Consider the following 16,512-nt stretch of genomic DNA (forward strand, 5'->3'; position numbering starts at 1 on the left):
GCTCACCCGTTCGTGGGTACGGGATTCCTCACGGTTGCTCACCCGTGTTGACGTAGACGCGCGGCACGCGGGTTCCGATGCGGGTCACGATCTCGTACCCGATGGTTCCGGCCGCCTTGGCCCAGTCCTCGGCGGTGGGCTCGCCGCCGTCGCCCGTGCCGAACAGCACCACCTCGTCGCCGACGGCGGGTTCGTCCCCGCCGAGGTCGACGACGAACTGGTCCATCGCGACCCGGCCCGCCACCGTCCGCCACTTCCCGCCGACGAGGACGGGTCCGGTGCCGGAGGCGTGCCGGGGGATGCCGTCCGCGTAACCGACGGGGACGAGGCCGAGGGTCGTGGGGCCGGGGGTGACGTAGTGGTGCCCGTAGCTGACGCCGTGGCCGCCGGGCACATGCTTGACCAGTGCGAGCGAGGCGCTGAGCCGCATCACGGGACGCAGCCCGAGGTCGGCCGAACTGCCCAGCTCCGGACTGGGCGAGATCCCGTAGAGGGCGATGCCCGCCCGTACGAGGTCGAAGTGGGTGTCCGGGAGGGTGAGCGTGGCGGGCGAGTTGGCGATGTGCCGCACCTCGGGCCGGAGTCCCTGGTCCTCCGCGTACGTCACCATCTCGCGGAAGAGGCCGAGCTGGGCCGTGATCGACGGGTGCCCCGGCTCGTCGGCGCACGCGAAGTGCGACCAGAGCCCGGTGACGGTGACGAGCCCCTCGGCCTCGGCGACCAGTGCCTCGGCGACCAGCTCCGCCCAGTCGTCCGGCTGACAGCCGTTCCGCCCGAGCCCGGTGTCGGCCTTCAGCTGCACACGGGCGGGTGCGCCCGCCGCGCGAGCGGCGTCGACGACCTCCCGCAGCGCCCACAGCCCGCTCACCGACACGTCGAGATCGGCCTCGATCGCTTCCCGCCAGGGCCCGCCCGGCGCCCAGAGCCAGCACATGATGCGCCCCGGCAGCCCGGCCGCGCGCAACGCCAGCGCCTCCTCGGGCGTGGCCGTACCCAGCCAGGCGGCCCCCGCGCCGACCGCCGCTCGCGCACACCGCACCGCCCCGTGGCCGTACGCGTCCGACTTGACGACGGCCATCAGGGCGGCACCGGGCGCCAGTGCGCGCAACGTCCGCACATTGGCCCGCAGGGCATCCAGATCGATCTCGGCGCGGGCCCGCAGGGGCGCGGTCCGCGAAGGCGCTGTCTCACTCATGTCAGCCCCAGTGTCTCAGAGCCCGGGGACACCCCCACGGGGCCCCGTGACCGGGGGCTCACCTCCCCGCCCGCCGCCCCCGGACGAAGACCCGGTCCTTGGTCCTCAGCACCCCCCACAGGGCCTCGCTGAGGTCGCACGTCCCGGCCGCGGCACTGCCCAACGGCAGGGCGCTCACCCCGGTGGGGCGCACGGCGGCACACCGAAAGGTCGTACGCCGACTCGTCGCCCTCCGGCGCGCTGCGGTGCGGGTCGTCGCTCCGGATGGCGTGATGCGTCCGCTCGTCATGTGATCCAGCCATACGTGCCGCTCACACGCGCGGGAGTGCGCCGCGCGCGCCGGGTCACCCGAATATCGCGCGCCAGGTCACCCGATGTGGGGCTCACCCAGAGCCGGGCCGTCACGTACAGTCACAGAGGCCGCACGTTTTGTCGGGTTCGACGGCATCATCGGAAGACGGCAGCACCACCAGGACGACTCCACCAGGACGACTTCACCGGACACCACAGGGGTTGATATGTGCGGAATCGTGGGATACATCGGCTCGCAGTCCGCGCTCGACGTGGTCCTGGCCGGGCTGAAGCGGCTGGAGTACCGGGGGTACGACTCGGCGGGCGTGGCGGTGACGGCCGACGGGGGTCTGGCCACCGCCAAGAAGGCCGGGAAGTTGCTGAACCTGGAGAAGGCGCTGGTCAGCCGCCCGCTGCCCAGCGGTTCCACGGGCATCGGCCACACCCGCTGGGCCACCCACGGCGGCCCCACCGACATCAACGCCCACCCGCACCTGGACAACGCGGGCCGGGTCGCCGTCGTCCACAACGGCATCATCGAGAACTTCGCGGCGCTGCGCGCCGAGCTGGCCGAGCGGGGGCACGAGCTGGTCTCCGAGACGGACACCGAGGTCGTCGCCCATCTGCTCGCCGAGGAGTACTCGTCGTGCGACGACCTCGCGGAGGCGATGCGGCTGGTCTGCCGCCGTCTGGAGGGCGCGTTCACCCTGGTCGCGGTCCACGCGGACGCGCCCGACCTGGTCGTGGGCGCCCGCCGGAACTCACCCCTCGTGGTCGGCGTGAGCGAGGGCGAGGCGTTTCTCGCGTCGGACGTCGCCGCGTTCATCGACCACACGCGCTCGGCGATCGAGCTGGGCCAGGACCAGGTGGTGGAGCTGCGCCGCGACGGCGTGACGGTGACCACGTTCGACGGCCGCCCCGCCGACGTCCGCCCGTACCACGTGGACTGGGACGCCTCGGCCGCCGAGAAGGGCGGCTACGACTACTTCATGCTCAAGGAGATCGCCGAGCAGCCGAAGGCGGTGGCGGACACCCTGCTCGGCCGTATCGACGCGGCGGGCTCGCTGGCGCTGGACGAGGTCCGCATCTCCGACCAGGAGCTGCGCGAGCTGGACAAGGTGGTCATCGTCGCGTGCGGTACGGCCTTCCACGCCGGCCTCATCGCCAAGTACGCGATCGAGCACTGGACCCGCGTGCCGTGCGAGGTGGAGCTGGCGAGCGAGTTCCGCTACCGGGACCCGATCCTCGACCCCCGCACCCTGGTCATCGCGATCTCCCAGTCCGGCGAGACGATGGACACGCTGATGGCCGTGCGCCACGCCCGCGAACAGGGCGCCCGGGTCCTCGCCATCTGCAACACCAACGGCTCGACGATCCCCCGCGAGTCGGACGCGGTCCTCTACACCCACGCGGGCCCGGAGGTCGCCGTCGCCTCCACCAAGGCGTTCCTGACCCAGCTGGTGGCCTGCTACCTCGTCGCCCTGTACCTGGGCCAGGTCAGGGGCACCAAGTGGGGCGACGAGATCCGCGCGGTGATCCGCGACCTCTCCCACATCTCCCGAGAGGTCGAGCGGGTCCTCGAGACGATGGAGCCGGTACGGAAGCTGGCGCGCACCCTCGCCACCAAGAACACGGTGCTGTTCCTCGGCCGCCACGTGGGCTACCCGGTGGCCCTGGAGGGCGCCCTGAAGCTGAAGGAACTGGCCTACATGCACGCCGAGGGCTTCGCGGCGGGCGAGCTGAAACACGGCCCGATCGCCCTCATCGAGGAGGACCTCCCCGTGGTCGTCGTGGTCCCGTCCCCGGCGGGCCGCTCCCTCCTCCACGACAAGATCGTCTCCAATATCCAGGAGATCCGCGCCCGCGGCGCCCGCACGATCGTCATCGCCGAGGAAGGCGACGAAGCGGTCGCCCCCTACGCCGACCACCTCATCCGCATCCCCGCCACCCCCACCCTCCTCCAGCCCCTCGTCTCCGCCGTCCCCCTCCAGGTCTTCGCCTGCGAACTGGCGACCGCCCGGGGCAACGAGGTGGACCAGCCCCGGAACCTGGCGAAGTCGGTGACCGTGGAGTGACCGGAGTTCCCGTGCGGCGTGGGGCCGGGTGCGGCGCCCCCCGCCGGGACGCCGCGCCGTAGGGTGCAGGCCATGCCCATCATCGGAGTCGGCATCGACGTCGCCGAGATCGACCGCTTCCGCGCGGCCATGGAGCGAACCCCCTCCATGGCCGAACGCCTCTTCCTGCCCGACGAGCTCCTCCTCCCGAGCGGCGAACGCCGGGGCATCGCCTCCCTCGCGGCCCGCTTCGCCGCGAAGGAGGCCCTCGCCAAGGCCCTCGGCGCCCCCGCCGGCCTCCACTGGACCGACGCCGAGGTCTACGTCGAACCCTCCGGCCGGCCCCGCCTCCGGGTGACCGGCACGGTGGCCGCCCGCGCGGCCGCGCTCGGCGTCAAGTCCTGGCACATCTCGCTGAGCCACGACGCGGGGGTGGCGTCGGCGGTGGTCGTCGCCGAGGGCTGAACACCGGGCGCCCAACACCCCGAGCCCAGGCCCTCCTCCCCCGGCCCAGAAGAACACGGCACACTCGACCCCATGCGCTCAGCCCACCGCGTGGAAACAGTCCGCTCCGCCGAACGCGCCCTCATGGCGCGGCTCCCCCCGGGCGCCCTGATGCAACGCGCCGCCGCGGGTCTCGCCGCGACCTGCGCCGACGCCCTCGGCCGCGTCTACGGCAGCCGCGTCGTCCTCCTCACCGGCAGTGGGGACAACGGCGGCGACACCCTCTACGCGGGCGCCCGACTCGCCAGACGCGGCGCGGGAGTGACCGCCGTCCTCCTCTCCCCGGACCGCACCCACCCGGACGCCCTCAAGGCCCTGCTCCGGGCGGGCGGCACCACCGCCACACCCGCCTCGGCCGCCGACCCCATCACCCGCGCCGACCTCGTCCTGGACGGCATCGTCGGTATCGGCGGCAAGGGCGGCCTCCGCCCCGAAGCGGCCCGCCTCGCCGACCTCGTCACCGCCTCCCGCGCCACGGTCATCGCCGTCGACCTCCCGAGCGGCATCGAACCGGACACCGGCGAGGTGCACGGCACCGCCCTCCGCGCCGACCTCACCGTCACCTTCGGCACCCACAAACCGGGCCTGCTCGTCGACCCGGGCCGCGAGTACGCCGGCTCGGTGCGCCTGATCGACATCGGCCTGGCGAGCACCCTCCCCGCCACCCCTGACCTGGAGTCCCTCCAGCACGCCGACATGGCCGCCCTCCTCCCGCACCCGGCCCCGGAGAGCGACAAGTACCGCCGGGGAGTCGTGGGCATCGCCGCCGGTTCCACCCGTTACCCGGGAGCCGCGGTCCTCGCGGTCGCGGGCGCCCTGCGCTCCGGCGCGGGCGCCGTCCGCTACGTCGGCCCGGCCGCCGGCACCGTCCTCGCCCGCTTCCCGGAGACCCTGGTCTCGGACAGCGGCCCGAAGAAGGCCGGCCGCGTCCAGGCCTGGGTGACCGGCCCCGGCGCGGGCGACGACGCGGCCCCGGTCGCGGAGGCGCTCTCCACCGACGTCCCCGTGCTCCTCGACGCCGACGGACTGCGCCTCGCGGACGTGGCCGCCGTCCGGGCACGTACGGCCCCCACCGTCATGACCCCGCACGCGGGAGAGGCCGCAGCGCTGCTGGGCGTCGATCGCGAGGAGGTCGAGTCCGCCCGCCTGGCCGCCGTACGGGAGCTGGCCCGCCGCTACGACGCCACGGTCCTCCTCAAGGGTTCCACCACCCTGATCGCCGGCCCCGGGGACGACACCCCGGTCCGCGTGAACCCCACCGGCACCCCGTGGCTGGCCACCGCCGGCAGCGGCGACGTCCTCTCCGGCCTCACCGGCTCCCTGCTGGCCGCGGGGCTCGCGCCCCTGGACGCGGCGAGCGCGGCGGCGTACCTCCACGGCCTGGCGGGCCGCTACGCCGCGAACGGCGCCCCCGCCGCGGCCCAGGACGTCGCGGACGCCATCCCGGCGGCCTGGCGCGACATCGGCAACTGACCGTCACCCACCGCACGCCTCACCCACCAGACGCCACACCCACCCGACGCCACACGTCCACCGCACACTTCACCCGGTGGCGGTCTCGTCCGGAGGCCGTCACTCCCCCTCCTCGATCCGGGCGATGGCGTCCCGCACCATCCCCAGATACTCGACCTCCTCACACCGCGGCTTGCTCCCCATCCGGTACATGTCCATGGCGTCGTCGAGACACTCGCCCAGATCCTCGTCCGGCAGATCGTCCGCCAGCTCACTGCAGACCTGCCCGGCGAACTCCTGTTCAGCGCGCGTAGACCATACGGAAGCCACCCGATCGCCCCTCAGGTAAGTCGGGAGGCGGCTCCCTCCCGAGTGCCGGGGACGGTAGACCCCTCCGACACCCGAGGTCCATACCTTCGCCACAGTTCACCCACAGTGAGGAACTCATTCGCTCCGGTGTTCCAGCCGGAGGTGACGCACCCCACCCCGCCGCCCGTTCGAACTCCGTTAACAATGGACTGTGATCTCACCGGTCTCCTCGTTGCCGCGGAGCGCCCACCGGCCCAGGCCGGAGGCGACTCCCTACGTCGACCTCACCCGTACCGAGTGGAGCGCGCTGCGTGACAAGACGCCGCTGCCACTGAGCGCCGAGGAGGTCGAGAAGCTGCGCGGCCTGGGCGACGTCATCGACCTCGACGAGGTACGGGACATCTACCTGCCGCTCTCCCGGCTCCTCAACCTCTATGTGGGCGCCACCGACGGCCTGCGCGGCGCCCTGAACACGTTCCTGGGCGAGCAGGGCTCCCAGTCGGGCACCCCGTTCGTCATAGGCGTGGCCGGCTCCGTGGCCGTCGGCAAGTCCACCGTCGCCCGCCTCCTCCAGGCCCTGCTCGCCCGCTGGCCCGAGCACCCACGTGTGGAGCGGGTCACCACGGACGGCTTTCTGCTCCCCATGAAGGACCTCCGCGAACGCGGCCTGGTCTCCCGCAAGGGCTTCCCCGAGTCGTACGACCGCCGTACGCTCACCCGCTTCGTCGCCGACATCAAGGCCGGCAAGGACGAGGTGACGGCCCCCGTCTACTCCCACCTCATCTACGACATCGTCCCGGACAGGCGGCTCACGGTCCGCCGCCCCGACATCCTCATCGTCGAGGGGCTGAACGTGCTCCAGCCCGCCCTCCCCGGCAAGGACGGCCGCACCCGCGTCGGTCTCGCCGACTACTTCGACTTCAGCGTGTACGTCGACGCCTCCCCCGACGACGTCGAGCAGTGGTACCTCAACCGCTTCCGGAAGCTGCGCGAGACCGCCTTCCAGGACCCGTCCTCGTACTTCCGCAAGTACACCCAGGTCTCCGAGGAGGAGGCCCTCGACTACGCCCGCACCCAGTGGCGGACCATCAACAAGCCCAACCTGATCGAGAACATCGCCCCCACCCGGGGCCGTGCCACCCTGATCATCCGCAAGGGCTCCGACCACAAGGTGAAACGCCTCAGCCTGCGCAAACTGTGAGGCCCGACCGAGTGGACACGCCGGTAACCGGGGGCTGTTAAAAAGGCACCATGCTGCATCTGCGCCTGATCACCCCGGCCGACCGGACCGACGAGGTGGTGCGCCTGATCGAGTCGACGATCGGGACGACCCACCTCGTCGTGATGCCGGGCGCCGCCCGCAACCCCGCCGGAGACGTCGTCATGTGCGACGTCGCACGCGAGGCGGGCGACGAACTGATCGGCGCGCTCCGCGAGCTGCACCTGGACAAGACCGGCTCGATCGCCGTCGAGAACATCGACCTGTCGCTCTCCCGGCGCGCCGACGAGGCCGAGAAGGAGGCACCGGGCGAGAGCGCCGACGCCGTGCTGTGGGAGCACTTGACGGACGCGACGCACGAGGAGTCGACGATCTCCGTCACCTACGTCGCCTTCATCACCCTCGCCACGATGATCGCCGCGTGCGGTGTCGTCCTCGACAACGCGATCCTCATCGTCGGCGCGATGGCCGTCGGCCCCGAGTTCGGCCCCCTGGCCGGCCTCAGCACGGCCATCGTCCAGCGCCGCCCGCGCCTCGCGCTCCGCTCCCTGATCGCCCTGCTCGTGGGCTTCGCGGTGGCGATGGCGGTGACGGTCGGCTTCAGCGTCTTCATGGACGCGCTCGGCTACTTCACCGAGGCCGAACTGGAGGCCGACCGCCCCAACACCGCCTTCGTCTACGCCCCCGACGCCTTCTCGTTCATCGTCGCCGTCCTCGCCGGCATCGCGGGCACCCTCTCCCTGACCTCGGCCAAGTCGGGCGCGCTGGTGGGCGTGGCCATCTCGGTCACGACCGTACCGGCCGCCGCCAACGCGGCGGTCGCCCTGGCCTACGGCGACACGAAGCAGACGGTGGGCTCGACGAACCAGCTTCTGCTGAACCTGGCGGGCATCATCCTGGCGGCCACCCTGACCCTGATCCTCCAGAAGTACCTCTGGTCAAGGCAACGAGCAGCAACAAAGGCCGCCCGATGACTCCCGGGTATTCAAGGGGCGCGGGGCTGTGTCGATGTGCGGCTCCGCCGCGTGGGCGCGACACGCCACGACGAACCCGCAGCCCGCACACCACAGACCCCCCCGCCCCGAACCCGGCAAGGGAACCGGCGCCCTACCCGAGCGCCGACTTCACCGCATCGGCCAAGCGCCCCGCCACGGACCGAGCCTGCTCGATATCGGCGGCCTCCACCATCACCCGCACCAGCGGCTCGGTGCCCGAGGGCCGCAGCAGCACCCGCCCGGTCGACCCCAGCTCCTGCTCCGCGTCGGCCACGGCGGCGGCCAGCTCCGGGGACGTGCCCACCCGCGCCCGGTCCACGTCCGGCACGTTGATGAGCACCTGCGGCAACCGCTCCATGACCCCGGCGAGGTCCTTGAGCGTACGGCCCGTCCGCGCGATCCGCGCCGCCAGCAGCAGCCCGGTCAGCGTGCCGTCACCGGTGGTCGCGTGGTCGAGGACGATCACGTGCCCGGACTGCTCGCCGCCGAGGGCGTACCCGTGCTCCTTCATCTCCTCCAGCACGTACCGGTCGCCGACCGCCGTCTGGACGAGCCGCAGCCCCTCCCGCTCCAGCGCCAGCTTGAAGCCGAGGTTGGACATGACGGTGGCGACCACGGTGTCCGAGCGGAGCTGCCCGCGCTCCCGCATGTCGAGGGCGAGCACCGCGAGGATCTGGTCCCCGTCGACCTCGTTGCCCTCGTGGTCCACGGCGAGGCACCGGTCGGCGTCCCCGTCGTGCGCGATGCCGAGGTGTGCCCCGTGCTCGACGACGGCCGCACGCAGCTTCCCGAGGTGCGTGGACCCGCACCCGTCGTTGATGTTGAGCCCGTCCGGCTCGGCCCCGATCGTGACGACCTCGGCCCCCGCCCGGGTGAACACCTCCGGCGAGACCCCGGCGGCCGCGCCGTGCGCCTCGTCGAGGACGACCTTCAGCCCGTCCAGCCGGTTGGGCAGCACGGACAGCAGGTGCTCGACGTACCGCCCGAATCCTTCGTCGTACGAGCGGACACGCCCGACGCCCGCACCGGTCGGCCGGTCCCAGGGCGCCCCGGTCCGGTGTTCCTCGTACACGGCCTCGATCTTGTCCTCCAGCTCGTCGGCGAGCTTGTGCCCGCCGCGGGCGAAGAACTTGATGCCGTTGTCGGGCATGGCGTTGTGGCTGGCGGAGAGCATCACGCCGAGGTCGGCGCCCAGCTCGCCGGTGAGGAACGCCACCGCGGGGGTGGGCAGCACACCGACGCGCAGCACGTCGACGCCCGCGCTGGCGAGGCCGGCCACGACGGCCGCCTCCAGGAACTCCCCGGACGCTCGCGGATCCCGCCCGACCACCGCCACCGGCTTGTGGCCTTCGAACGTGCCCGCCTCGGCGAGTACATGTGCCGCCGCGACGGAGAGTCCGAGCGCGAGCTCGGCCGTCAGATCCGCGTTGGCGACACCGCGCACGCCGTCCGTGCCGAAGAGTCGTCCCACTGTGGTGTCCTCCGAATTGCTGAGAATGTGCGGCTCGTACCAGGTGGTCCCGTACCGGGCGTCTCCCGCCGGTTGTCCCCCGAGTCTCCCGGCACTCCCCCGACCAAGTACATCCCCTGAGACCGTCCTCCGCCGTGCGGGGTTGTACCGGCAGTCTGCGTGTAGTCGTGCGCGAAGCACGCGACCCTGCTACGCAAACCGCCCCGGCGGCACAGGTACGTGCCACCGGGGCGTTGCGTGCGGTGCGGCGAAGCGGTGATTAGCGCTTGCTGTACTGCGGAGCCTTGCGGGCCTTCTTCAGACCGGCCTTCTTGCGCTCGACCGCACGGTCGTCGCGGCGGAGGAAGCCGGCCTTCTTGAGGGCGCCACGGTTGTTGTCGACGTCGGCCTCGTTCAGGGCGCGGGCGACACCGAGACGGAGCGCACCGGCCTGGCCGGAGACGCCGCCACCGGCGATGCGGGCGATGACGTCGTAGCGACCCTCGAGCTCAAGAACCTTGAACGGCTCGTTGACCTCCTGCTGGTGCACCTTGTTCGGGAAGTAGTCCTCGAGCGTACGCCCGTTGATCTTCCACTTGCCGGAGCCCGGCACGATGCGAACGCGCGCGATGGCGTTCTTGCGGCGGCCCAGGCCGGCGGCCGGCTGGGGCTCGCCGAAGCGGGAGGCCATGGACTCGGTGGTGTACTCGCCCTCGACGGGGACGTCCGACTCCGTGGTGTAGCTGTCGATGTCAAGCTCTTCGAGCGGCTGCTCGGCAGTGGTCTCGGCCACGATTCTCCTCAGATTCTCTTCAGGCTTAGGGGGTGGCCGGACTTACTGCGCGACCTGGGTGATCTCGAACGGCACCGGCTGCTGGGCAGCGTGCGGGTGCTGGTCGCCCGAGTAGACCTTCAGCTTGGAGAGCATCTGACGGCCCAGGGAGTTCTTGGGAAGCATGCCCTTGACGGCCTTCTCGACGGCCTTCTCGGGGTTCTTCGCCAGCAGCTCGTCGTAACGGACGGAGCGCAGACCACCCGGGTAGCCGGAGTGGCGGTAGGCCATCTTCTGGGTCCGCTTGTTACCGGACAGGTGCACCTTGTCCGCGTTGATGATGATGACGAAGTCACCAGTGTCGACGTGGGGGGCGTAGATCGGCTTGTGCTTGCCACGGAGCAGGGTCGCGGCGGTGGTGGCGAGACGGCCCAGGACAACGTCCTGGGCGTCGATGACGTGCCACTGGCGCGTCACATCGCCGGGCTTGGGGCTGTACGTACGCACGGTTCGTAGCCTTCGCTTCTTCAGTGAGGTTCCTGACAAGGTCACCGAAGACGATCACGACAGCCCTGACCGCACAGCGGTGACGCAAACCGCGTGCTGGTCGCTGGTCATCGGCCCGGTGGACCGGTGTAAGGGCGTCTCACGTGAGAATGAGGAAGCCAATACACATAACGAACCTGAAGAATAGCCGTGCGGCCCCGGACGGGTCAAAACGGCCCCGTACCGGAGGGGCCGGATGCCCGCCGAACCACTTCGCCCACGGGTTCGCGACCGCCGTGACCCGTAACGGGAGACGGCCTCCCCTCGCGCGTCTAAACTGCGGCCCATGAGCTTTGGGCAGGGGGGGTCTCAGTGGAGCCCCGGGGGTTCCCGCACTCCGTGGGACGATCAGTGGAGTTCCTCCAGTAACCAGACCCCGGACTGGGCCGCCATGGCCGAACAGTCCGAGACACGCAACAGGCGCCGCCGACTCCTGATGATCGTCGGCGGCGCCCTCGCCACGGTCGGCATCGGCGCCGCCGTGGCCTTTGCCGTGGTCAACGCGGACGGCGGCTCCCCCACGGCGAGCGGCCCGAACAGCAACCTCCCGGCCACCACGGACATCCCGAGCGCGAGCCCCAAGACGGATCCGTCGTTCGAGCCCACCACCGCCCCGCCCCCGCTGGACCCGAAGGACTTCATCTCCAGTTCGGGCAAGGACAAGGCGCCGATCAGCCCGGACATCCTCTTCCCGGGCTCCCAGATGACGGACGAGGACGACAGCGTCTACCGCAAGGGCCCCACGGCCTCGACGACGGACTGCGCCTCGGCCGTCCAGGGCACCCTCGACAAGGTCCTGAGCGGCAACGACTGCACCCGCGTCATGCGTGTCACCTACTACAGGGGCGACATCGCGGTCACGGCAGGAGTCGCCCTGTTCGACACCGAGGCCCAGGCCGACAAGGCCAAGGCGGACGCGGACGAGAAGAGCCTCGTCACCTCGCTCTCCGGTGAGGGCGTCCCCACCTTCTGCCGTACGACGATCTGCTACACGACCACCAACTCCTACGGCCGCTACGCCTACTTCACCGTGACCGGCTTCACCAACGGCAAGGACGCGACGAAGAAGGACAAGGCCGTCTTCACCACCGGTGACGCCCTGGCGAAGTTCACCTTCAAGCAGATCCACCGCCGCGGCCAGGCGCAGGCCTCCGCCGCCGCCAAGGGGCAGTAGCGGGGAACCGACCGGCCCCGGGGTCAGCAGCAGCCGGCCCCGGGCACCCCGGGCAGGCTCCGCCGGTTCCGCGCCTCCTTGTTCCGCGCGGCCAGCAGCTCGTCGGCCGGATACCCGACCTCCTCCAGGGTCAGTCCGTGCGGCCGTACGACGTGCACGGCGGAGTCCCGTACGCCGGCGGCCAGCACCTTGCCGGGCCACTCGGTTCCCCGGTGCCCGTCCCCCACGAAGAGCAGTGCCCCGATGAGGGAGCGCACCATGTTGTGGCAGAAGGCGTCGGCCCGCACGGTCGCCGTGATGATCCCGTCGTCGCCCCGCACCAGGCTCAGCTCCTGGAGCGTACGGATGGTGGTCGCCCCCTCGCGCCGCTTGCAGTAGGCCGCGAAGTCGTGCTCCCCCAGCAGCTGCCGCGCGGCCTCGTTCATGGCGTCCACGTCCAGCGGCCAGTCGTGCCACAGCACATGGTTGCGCAGCAGGGGATCGACCCCGCCGGGGTTGTCGGTGACGCGATAGGCGTACCGCCGCCAGACGGCCGAGAACCGCGCGTTGAAGCCGCTCGGCGCCTCCCTGAGCGCCCACACCCGTACGTCCCGCGACAGCCGCCCGGCGAGCCGCTTGAGCAGCTTCCCGTGGTGCTCGTCCCACACCTCCCGCGGCAGGTCGACATGGGCCACCTGCCCCCGGGCGTGCACCCCGGCGTCGGTCCGCCCGGCCACCGTCAGCTCATACGTCTCCCGCGACCGCGTCACGGTCCGCAGGGCGTCCTCGATCTCCCCCTGTACGGTCCGCCGCCCCCCGGCCTGCTTGGCCCACCCGGAGAACTCGGTCCCGTCATACGAAAGATCAAGCCGCACACGCACGAACCCGGGCGCCACATCATCACTCACACAGAGATCCTCTCAGGAACACGAAAGCGGGCCCGCTCCTCCAGGGAACGGGCCCACTCCGACGCCGATCAAGGGGCGCGGGGAACTGCGCGACCAGCCACGAAATCGCCGCGGCCGAGAACGCAGCCCCAGGAACGCTTACGCGTCCTTCGACTCCTCGGCAGCCTCCTCGGCGGGAGCCTCGTCGGCCTTGGTGGTGTCCACCTTGGTCTCGGCGGCAGCCGCGTCGGCGTCCTTGGCGGCACGCTTGGTGGCGGCCTCGGCCTCACCGGTGGCCTGCTGCGCGACCGTCAGCGCCTCGACCAGCTCGATGACAGCCATGGGCGCGTTGTCGCCACGGCGGTTACCGATCTTGGTGATACGGGTGTAGCCACCCGGACGGTTCTCGTACCGCGGGCCGATCTCGGTGAAGAGCGTGTGCACGACGCCCTTGTCCGTGATGACCGAGAGCACCTGACGGCGGTTGTGAAGGTCACCCTTCTTCGCCTTGGTGATCAGACGCTCGGCGTACGGCCGCAGACGGCGGGCCTTCGCCTCGGTGGTGGTGATGCGGCCGTGCTCGAAGAGCGACTTCGCGAGGTTCGCGAGGAGCAGCTTCTCGTGCGCGGCGCTGCCGCCCAGACGGGCACCCTTGGTGGGCTTCGGCATGGTGTTTCTCCTAGGTGTCTGCCCCGGCCGTATCAGGTACCGGGGTCAGTATCCGAGCGGGCGGTCGCCCGTCGGAGATCCAGGCCCCCGAAGGGGCCTGGAAGGGGCGCGGGGCTGTGTTACGTCTGCGGCTCCGCCGCGTGGTCGCGACAAGCCACAGCGCACCCGCACGCGAGTACGGACCGTTCGGCCCGAGCTCTTAGTACTGCTCGGTCTCCACGAACCCGGCGTCCGCGTCGTCGTCCGCGCCGAACGCGTCGGCCGCGGCGGTCGGGTCGAACCCGGGAGGCGAGTCCTTGAGCGCCAGGCCCATACCCGCCAGCTTCGCCTTGACCTCGTCGATCGACTTCGCACCGAAGTTGCGGATGTCGAGCAGGTCGGCCTCGGAACGCGCCACGAGCTCACCCACGGAGTGGATGCCCTCGCGCTTGAGGCAGTTGTAGGAGCGGACCGTGAGCTCCAGCTCCTCGATCGGCAGGGCCAGGTCCGCGGCGAGCGCGGCGTCCGTCGGGGACGGACCCATGTCGATGCCCTCGGCGTCGATGTTGAGCTCGCGCGCCAGACCGAACAGCTCCACCAGGGTCTTACCGGCGGACGCCATGGCGTCACGGGGACGCATGGCCTGCTTGGTCTCGACGTCGACGATCAGCTTGTCGAAGTCGGTGCGCTGCTCGACACGGGTCGCCTCGACCTTGTACGTGACCTTGAGCACCGGCGAGTAGATGGAGTCGACCGGGATACGGCCGATCTCCTGGCCGACCTGCTTGTTCTGCACGGCGGAGACGTAACCGCGGCCGCGCTCGACCGTCAGCTCCATCTCCAGCTTGCCCTTGCCGTTGAGCGTGGCGAGGACCAGGTCGGGGTTGTGCACCTCGACACCGGCCGGGGGCGCGATGTCGGCGGCGGTGACCAGACCCGGGCCCTGCTTGCGCAGGTACATCACGACCGGCTCGTCGTGCTCCGAGGAGACGACCAGCTGCTTGATGTTGAGGATCAGGTCGGTGACGTCCTCCTTGACGCCCGGCACGGTGGTGAACTCGTGCAGGACACCGTCGATACGGATGGACGTGACCGCCGCACCCGGGATCGACGACAGGAGCGTGCGGCGGAGGGAGTTGCCGAGGGTGTAACCGAAGCCCGGCTCCAGCGGCTCGATCACGAACCGGGAGCGGAACTCGTCGACGACCTCTTCGGTCAACGAGGGACGCTGAGCGATCAGCATGTGTGGATCAGATCCTTCTGTCGTGGACGCCCGCTATTTGACGCCCGACGGAAACCACGCCCGTGAAAAGCGTGGGTACTGCAAGGGTACGGGCGATACGCCCCCGAAGGGTCGTACCGCCCGAGACCAGAACCGCGCAGCGCTGACCGAGGTCAGACGCGACGACGCTTCGGGGGACGGCAGCCGTTGTGCGGGGTGGGCGTGACGTCCTGGATGGAGCCGACCTCGAGACCGGTCGCCTGCAGCGAACGGATGGCCGTCTCACGACCCGAACCCGGGCCCTTGACGAACACGTCGACCTTGCGCATGCCGTGCTCCTGCGCGCGACGGGCAGCCGACTCGGCGGCCATCTGCGCGGCGAACGGCGTGGACTTCCGGGAGCCCTTGAAGCCGACGTGGCCGGCGGAGGCCCAGGAGATCACGTTGCCCGAGGGGTCCGTGATCGAGACGATCGTGTTGTTGAACGTGCTCTTGATGTGCGCGTGGCCGTGAGCGACGTTCTTCTTTTCCTTGCGGCGCACCTTCTTGGCAGCGCCCTGACGACCCTTGGGGGGCATCTGTACTCCTACGGGAGGTGGTCGGTCCTACAGCGAAGACCGCTGGACGGCGAAGTCCGCTGTGGACTACTTCTTGCCCGGCTTCTTCTTACCGGCGATGGCGCGACGCGGGCCCTTGCGGGTGCGGGCGTTGGTGCTGGTGCGCTGACCGCGGACAGGCAGACCACGACGGTGACGGAGACCCTGGTAGCAGCCGATCTCGACCTTGCGGCGGATGTCGGCCTGGATCTCGCGACGGAGGTCACCCTCGGTCTTGATGTTGTTGTCGACGTACTCACGAATCGCGACGAGCTGCTCCTCGGAGAGGTCGCGAACGCGGGTGTTCGGGTCGATGCCGGTCTCGGCCAGCGTCTGCTGGGAGAGGGTCCGGCCGATGCCGAACACATAGGTGAGGGCGACCTCCACGCGCTTGTCGCGCGGGATGTCAACACCGGAAACGCGTGCCATTCAATGGCTCCTGGTGATCTTCGGAGGTCTTCCGCAGAACCGGCTCCCGGCCGCCGTACCAGGTACGAACCGGGTCCCCGGCCTCCGACCGGGGGTATCAGACACCTTCGGCGCCTGGGCCCTGCGTATGAACATATTCAGCTCGCGTCGCGCGAATCCCTGCGATATCGATGCAGAGGGAGCGGTCGAACGTGCGTCAGCCCTGGCGCTGCTTGTGGCGCGGGTTCTCGCAGATGACCATGACCCGACCGTGACGGCGGATCACCCTGCACTTGTCGCAGATCTTCTTGACGCTCGGCTTGACCTTCATTGGGTGAGGTTCTCCGGGTCAGTGCCATCACCCGCGTCCCGGAGACCGGGGCACGGAGTGCGGGCAAGATCTACTTGTAGCGGTAGACGATCCGGCCACGCGTCAGGTCGTACGGAGACAGCTCCACCACGACCCGGTCGTCAGGGAGGATGCGGATGTAGTGCATACGCATCTTGCCGCTGATGTGTGCCAGGACCTGGTGGCCGTTCTGGAGCTCGACCTTGAACATGGCGTTCGGCAGAGACTCGACGACAGTGCCCTCGATCTCGATGGCACCTTGCTTCTTGGCCACGCTTCGCCCTTCGAATCGACTACCTTGATCGACTCCTGCATTCCCGTCCCCTTGTCCCTTACGGGCGCATGCGGACATGCGGGTACACGAGAGCCGACGAGTCAGTCTACGTCAGCGCACCCGGAAAGACGAATTGGCTCCTGCCGTCATTCATGACGATGCCCCGCCCGTCGGCGCGATATGCGCAA

18 protein-coding genes are annotated in these 16,512 nt (G+C 70.3%); 6 read left to right on the top strand and 12 right to left on the bottom strand.

What is annotated here, in order from left to right:
• Positions 1–28: 28 nt before the first annotated feature.
• The gene (gene alr, locus AC067N_RS22000) at positions 29–1,195 is read right to left on the bottom strand and encodes an alanine racemase (protein ID WP_478680572.1); all 1,167 of its coding nucleotides are present in this window, start codon (positions 1,193–1,195) and stop codon (positions 29–31) included.
• Positions 1,196–1,713: 518 nt separating this feature from the next.
• On the opposite strand from alr, the gene glmS reads away from it, so the two are divergent.
• The 3 genes from glmS (at position 1,714) to AC067N_RS22015 (ending at position 5,517) form a co-directional block, all read left to right on the top strand.
• Positions 1,714–3,561, top strand: a complete 1,848-nt coding sequence (gene glmS, locus AC067N_RS22005) for a glutamine--fructose-6-phosphate transaminase (isomerizing) (protein ID WP_478680573.1) — start codon at positions 1,714–1,716, stop codon at positions 3,559–3,561.
• 72 nt (positions 3,562–3,633) lie between these two features.
• On the top strand, positions 3,634–4,005 hold the full coding sequence (locus AC067N_RS22010; protein WP_478680574.1) for a holo-ACP synthase: 372 nt from the start codon (positions 3,634–3,636) through the stop codon (positions 4,003–4,005).
• A 72-nt stretch (positions 4,006–4,077) separates the two neighbouring features.
• Positions 4,078–5,517, top strand: a complete 1,440-nt coding sequence (locus AC067N_RS22015) for an NAD(P)H-hydrate dehydratase (RefSeq protein ID WP_478680575.1) — start codon at positions 4,078–4,080, stop codon at positions 5,515–5,517.
• Between the two features lie 99 nt (positions 5,518–5,616).
• On the opposite strand, the gene AC067N_RS22020 is transcribed toward AC067N_RS22015, so the two are convergent.
• Positions 5,617–5,826, bottom strand: a complete 210-nt coding sequence (locus tag AC067N_RS22020; protein WP_478680576.1) for a hypothetical protein — start codon at positions 5,824–5,826, stop codon at positions 5,617–5,619.
• A 190-nt stretch (positions 5,827–6,016) separates the two neighbouring features.
• On the opposite strand from AC067N_RS22020, the gene coaA reads away from it, so the two are divergent.
• Both coaA and AC067N_RS22030 read left to right on the top strand, forming a co-directional pair.
• Positions 6,017–7,006 (top strand): type I pantothenate kinase, encoded by a 990-nt coding sequence (coaA, locus tag AC067N_RS22025; protein WP_478680577.1) that lies wholly within the window; start codon positions 6,017–6,019, stop codon positions 7,004–7,006.
• 50 nt (positions 7,007–7,056) lie between these two features.
• On the top strand, positions 7,057–7,998 hold the full coding sequence (locus AC067N_RS22030; protein ID WP_478680578.1) for a DUF389 domain-containing protein: 942 nt from the start codon (positions 7,057–7,059) through the stop codon (positions 7,996–7,998).
• A 133-nt stretch (positions 7,999–8,131) separates the two neighbouring features.
• Here the strand turns inward: AC067N_RS22030 and glmM are convergent, their stop codons facing one another.
• From glmM to rplM, 3 genes are all read right to left on the bottom strand, one after another.
• On the bottom strand, positions 8,132–9,490 hold the full coding sequence (gene glmM / locus AC067N_RS22035) for a phosphoglucosamine mutase (RefSeq protein ID WP_478680579.1): 1,359 nt from the start codon (positions 9,488–9,490) through the stop codon (positions 8,132–8,134).
• A 259-nt stretch (positions 9,491–9,749) separates the two neighbouring features.
• A complete protein-coding gene (rpsI, locus tag AC067N_RS22040; protein ID WP_478680580.1) occupies positions 9,750–10,262 on the bottom strand; it encodes a 30S ribosomal protein S9 in 513 nt (170 codons plus the stop codon).
• Positions 10,263–10,304: 42 nt separating this feature from the next.
• Positions 10,305–10,748 (bottom strand): 50S ribosomal protein L13, encoded by a 444-nt coding sequence (rplM, locus tag AC067N_RS22045; protein ID WP_391331950.1) that lies wholly within the window; start codon positions 10,746–10,748, stop codon positions 10,305–10,307.
• Positions 10,749–11,073: 325 nt separating this feature from the next.
• Between rplM and AC067N_RS22050 the strand changes: the two genes are divergently transcribed.
• Positions 11,074–11,961 carry a hypothetical protein gene (locus AC067N_RS22050; RefSeq protein WP_478680581.1) on the top strand — a complete coding sequence of 296 codons (888 nt, stop codon included), beginning with the start codon at positions 11,074–11,076 and terminating at the stop codon, positions 11,959–11,961.
• A 23-nt stretch (positions 11,962–11,984) separates the two neighbouring features.
• On the opposite strand, the gene truA is transcribed toward AC067N_RS22050, so the two are convergent.
• From truA to infA, 7 genes are all read right to left on the bottom strand, one after another.
• Positions 11,985–12,848 (bottom strand): tRNA pseudouridine(38-40) synthase TruA, encoded by an 864-nt coding sequence (gene truA, locus AC067N_RS22055; protein ID WP_478680582.1) that lies wholly within the window; start codon positions 12,846–12,848, stop codon positions 11,985–11,987.
• 138 nt (positions 12,849–12,986) lie between these two features.
• Positions 12,987–13,496: a 50S ribosomal protein L17 gene (rplQ, locus tag AC067N_RS22060; RefSeq protein WP_478680583.1), complete on the bottom strand. Its 510-nt coding sequence runs from the start codon at positions 13,494–13,496 to the stop codon at positions 12,987–12,989.
• Positions 13,497–13,695: 199 nt separating this feature from the next.
• Positions 13,696–14,718 carry a DNA-directed RNA polymerase subunit alpha gene (locus AC067N_RS22065; RefSeq protein ID WP_003966937.1) on the bottom strand — a complete coding sequence of 341 codons (1,023 nt, stop codon included), beginning with the start codon at positions 14,716–14,718 and terminating at the stop codon, positions 13,696–13,698.
• A gap of 152 nt (positions 14,719–14,870) precedes the next feature.
• The gene (rpsK, locus tag AC067N_RS22070; RefSeq protein ID WP_003956432.1) at positions 14,871–15,275 is read right to left on the bottom strand and encodes a 30S ribosomal protein S11; all 405 of its coding nucleotides are present in this window, start codon (positions 15,273–15,275) and stop codon (positions 14,871–14,873) included.
• 66 nt (positions 15,276–15,341) lie between these two features.
• Complete coding sequence (rpsM, locus tag AC067N_RS22075) at positions 15,342–15,722, bottom strand: 30S ribosomal protein S13 (RefSeq protein ID WP_030571236.1); 381 nt, start codon at positions 15,720–15,722, stop codon at positions 15,342–15,344.
• Positions 15,723–15,918: 196 nt separating this feature from the next.
• Complete coding sequence (gene rpmJ / locus AC067N_RS22080; protein ID WP_003998809.1) at positions 15,919–16,032, bottom strand: 50S ribosomal protein L36; 114 nt, start codon at positions 16,030–16,032, stop codon at positions 15,919–15,921.
• A gap of 70 nt (positions 16,033–16,102) precedes the next feature.
• The gene (gene infA, locus AC067N_RS22085) at positions 16,103–16,324 is read right to left on the bottom strand and encodes a translation initiation factor IF-1 (RefSeq protein WP_003948620.1); all 222 of its coding nucleotides are present in this window, start codon (positions 16,322–16,324) and stop codon (positions 16,103–16,105) included.
• Positions 16,325–16,512: the final 188 nt, after the last annotated feature.

Source organism: Streptomyces sp. NPDC042364 (genome assembly GCF_056437585.1).

Coding starts and splice junctions, on each gene's coding strand:
- glmS (WP_478680573.1), top strand. CDS start 1,714: ATGTGCGGAATCGTGGGATACATCGGCTCGCAGTCCGCGCTCGACGTG.
- AC067N_RS22015 (WP_478680575.1), top strand. CDS start 4,078: ATGCGCTCAGCCCACCGCGTGGAAACAGTCCGCTCCGCCGAACGCGCC.
- AC067N_RS22010 (WP_478680574.1), top strand. CDS start 3,634: ATGCCCATCATCGGAGTCGGCATCGACGTCGCCGAGATCGACCGCTTC.
- rpmJ (WP_003998809.1), bottom strand. CDS start 16,032: ATGAAGGTCAAGCCGAGCGTCAAGAAGATCTGCGACAAGTGCAGGGTG.
- alr (WP_478680572.1), bottom strand. CDS start 1,195: ATGAGTGAGACAGCGCCTTCGCGGACCGCGCCCCTGCGGGCCCGCGCC.
- AC067N_RS22065 (WP_003966937.1), bottom strand. CDS start 14,718: ATGCTGATCGCTCAGCGTCCCTCGTTGACCGAAGAGGTCGTCGACGAG.
- rpsK (WP_003956432.1), bottom strand. CDS start 15,275: ATGCCCCCCAAGGGTCGTCAGGGCGCTGCCAAGAAGGTGCGCCGCAAG.
- rpsM (WP_030571236.1), bottom strand. CDS start 15,722: ATGGCACGCGTTTCCGGTGTTGACATCCCGCGCGACAAGCGCGTGGAG.
- AC067N_RS22050 (WP_478680581.1), top strand. CDS start 11,074: ATGAGCTTTGGGCAGGGGGGGTCTCAGTGGAGCCCCGGGGGTTCCCGC.
- rplQ (WP_478680583.1), bottom strand. CDS start 13,496: ATGCCGAAGCCCACCAAGGGTGCCCGTCTGGGCGGCAGCGCCGCGCAC.
- AC067N_RS22030 (WP_478680578.1), top strand. CDS start 7,057: ATGCTGCATCTGCGCCTGATCACCCCGGCCGACCGGACCGACGAGGTG.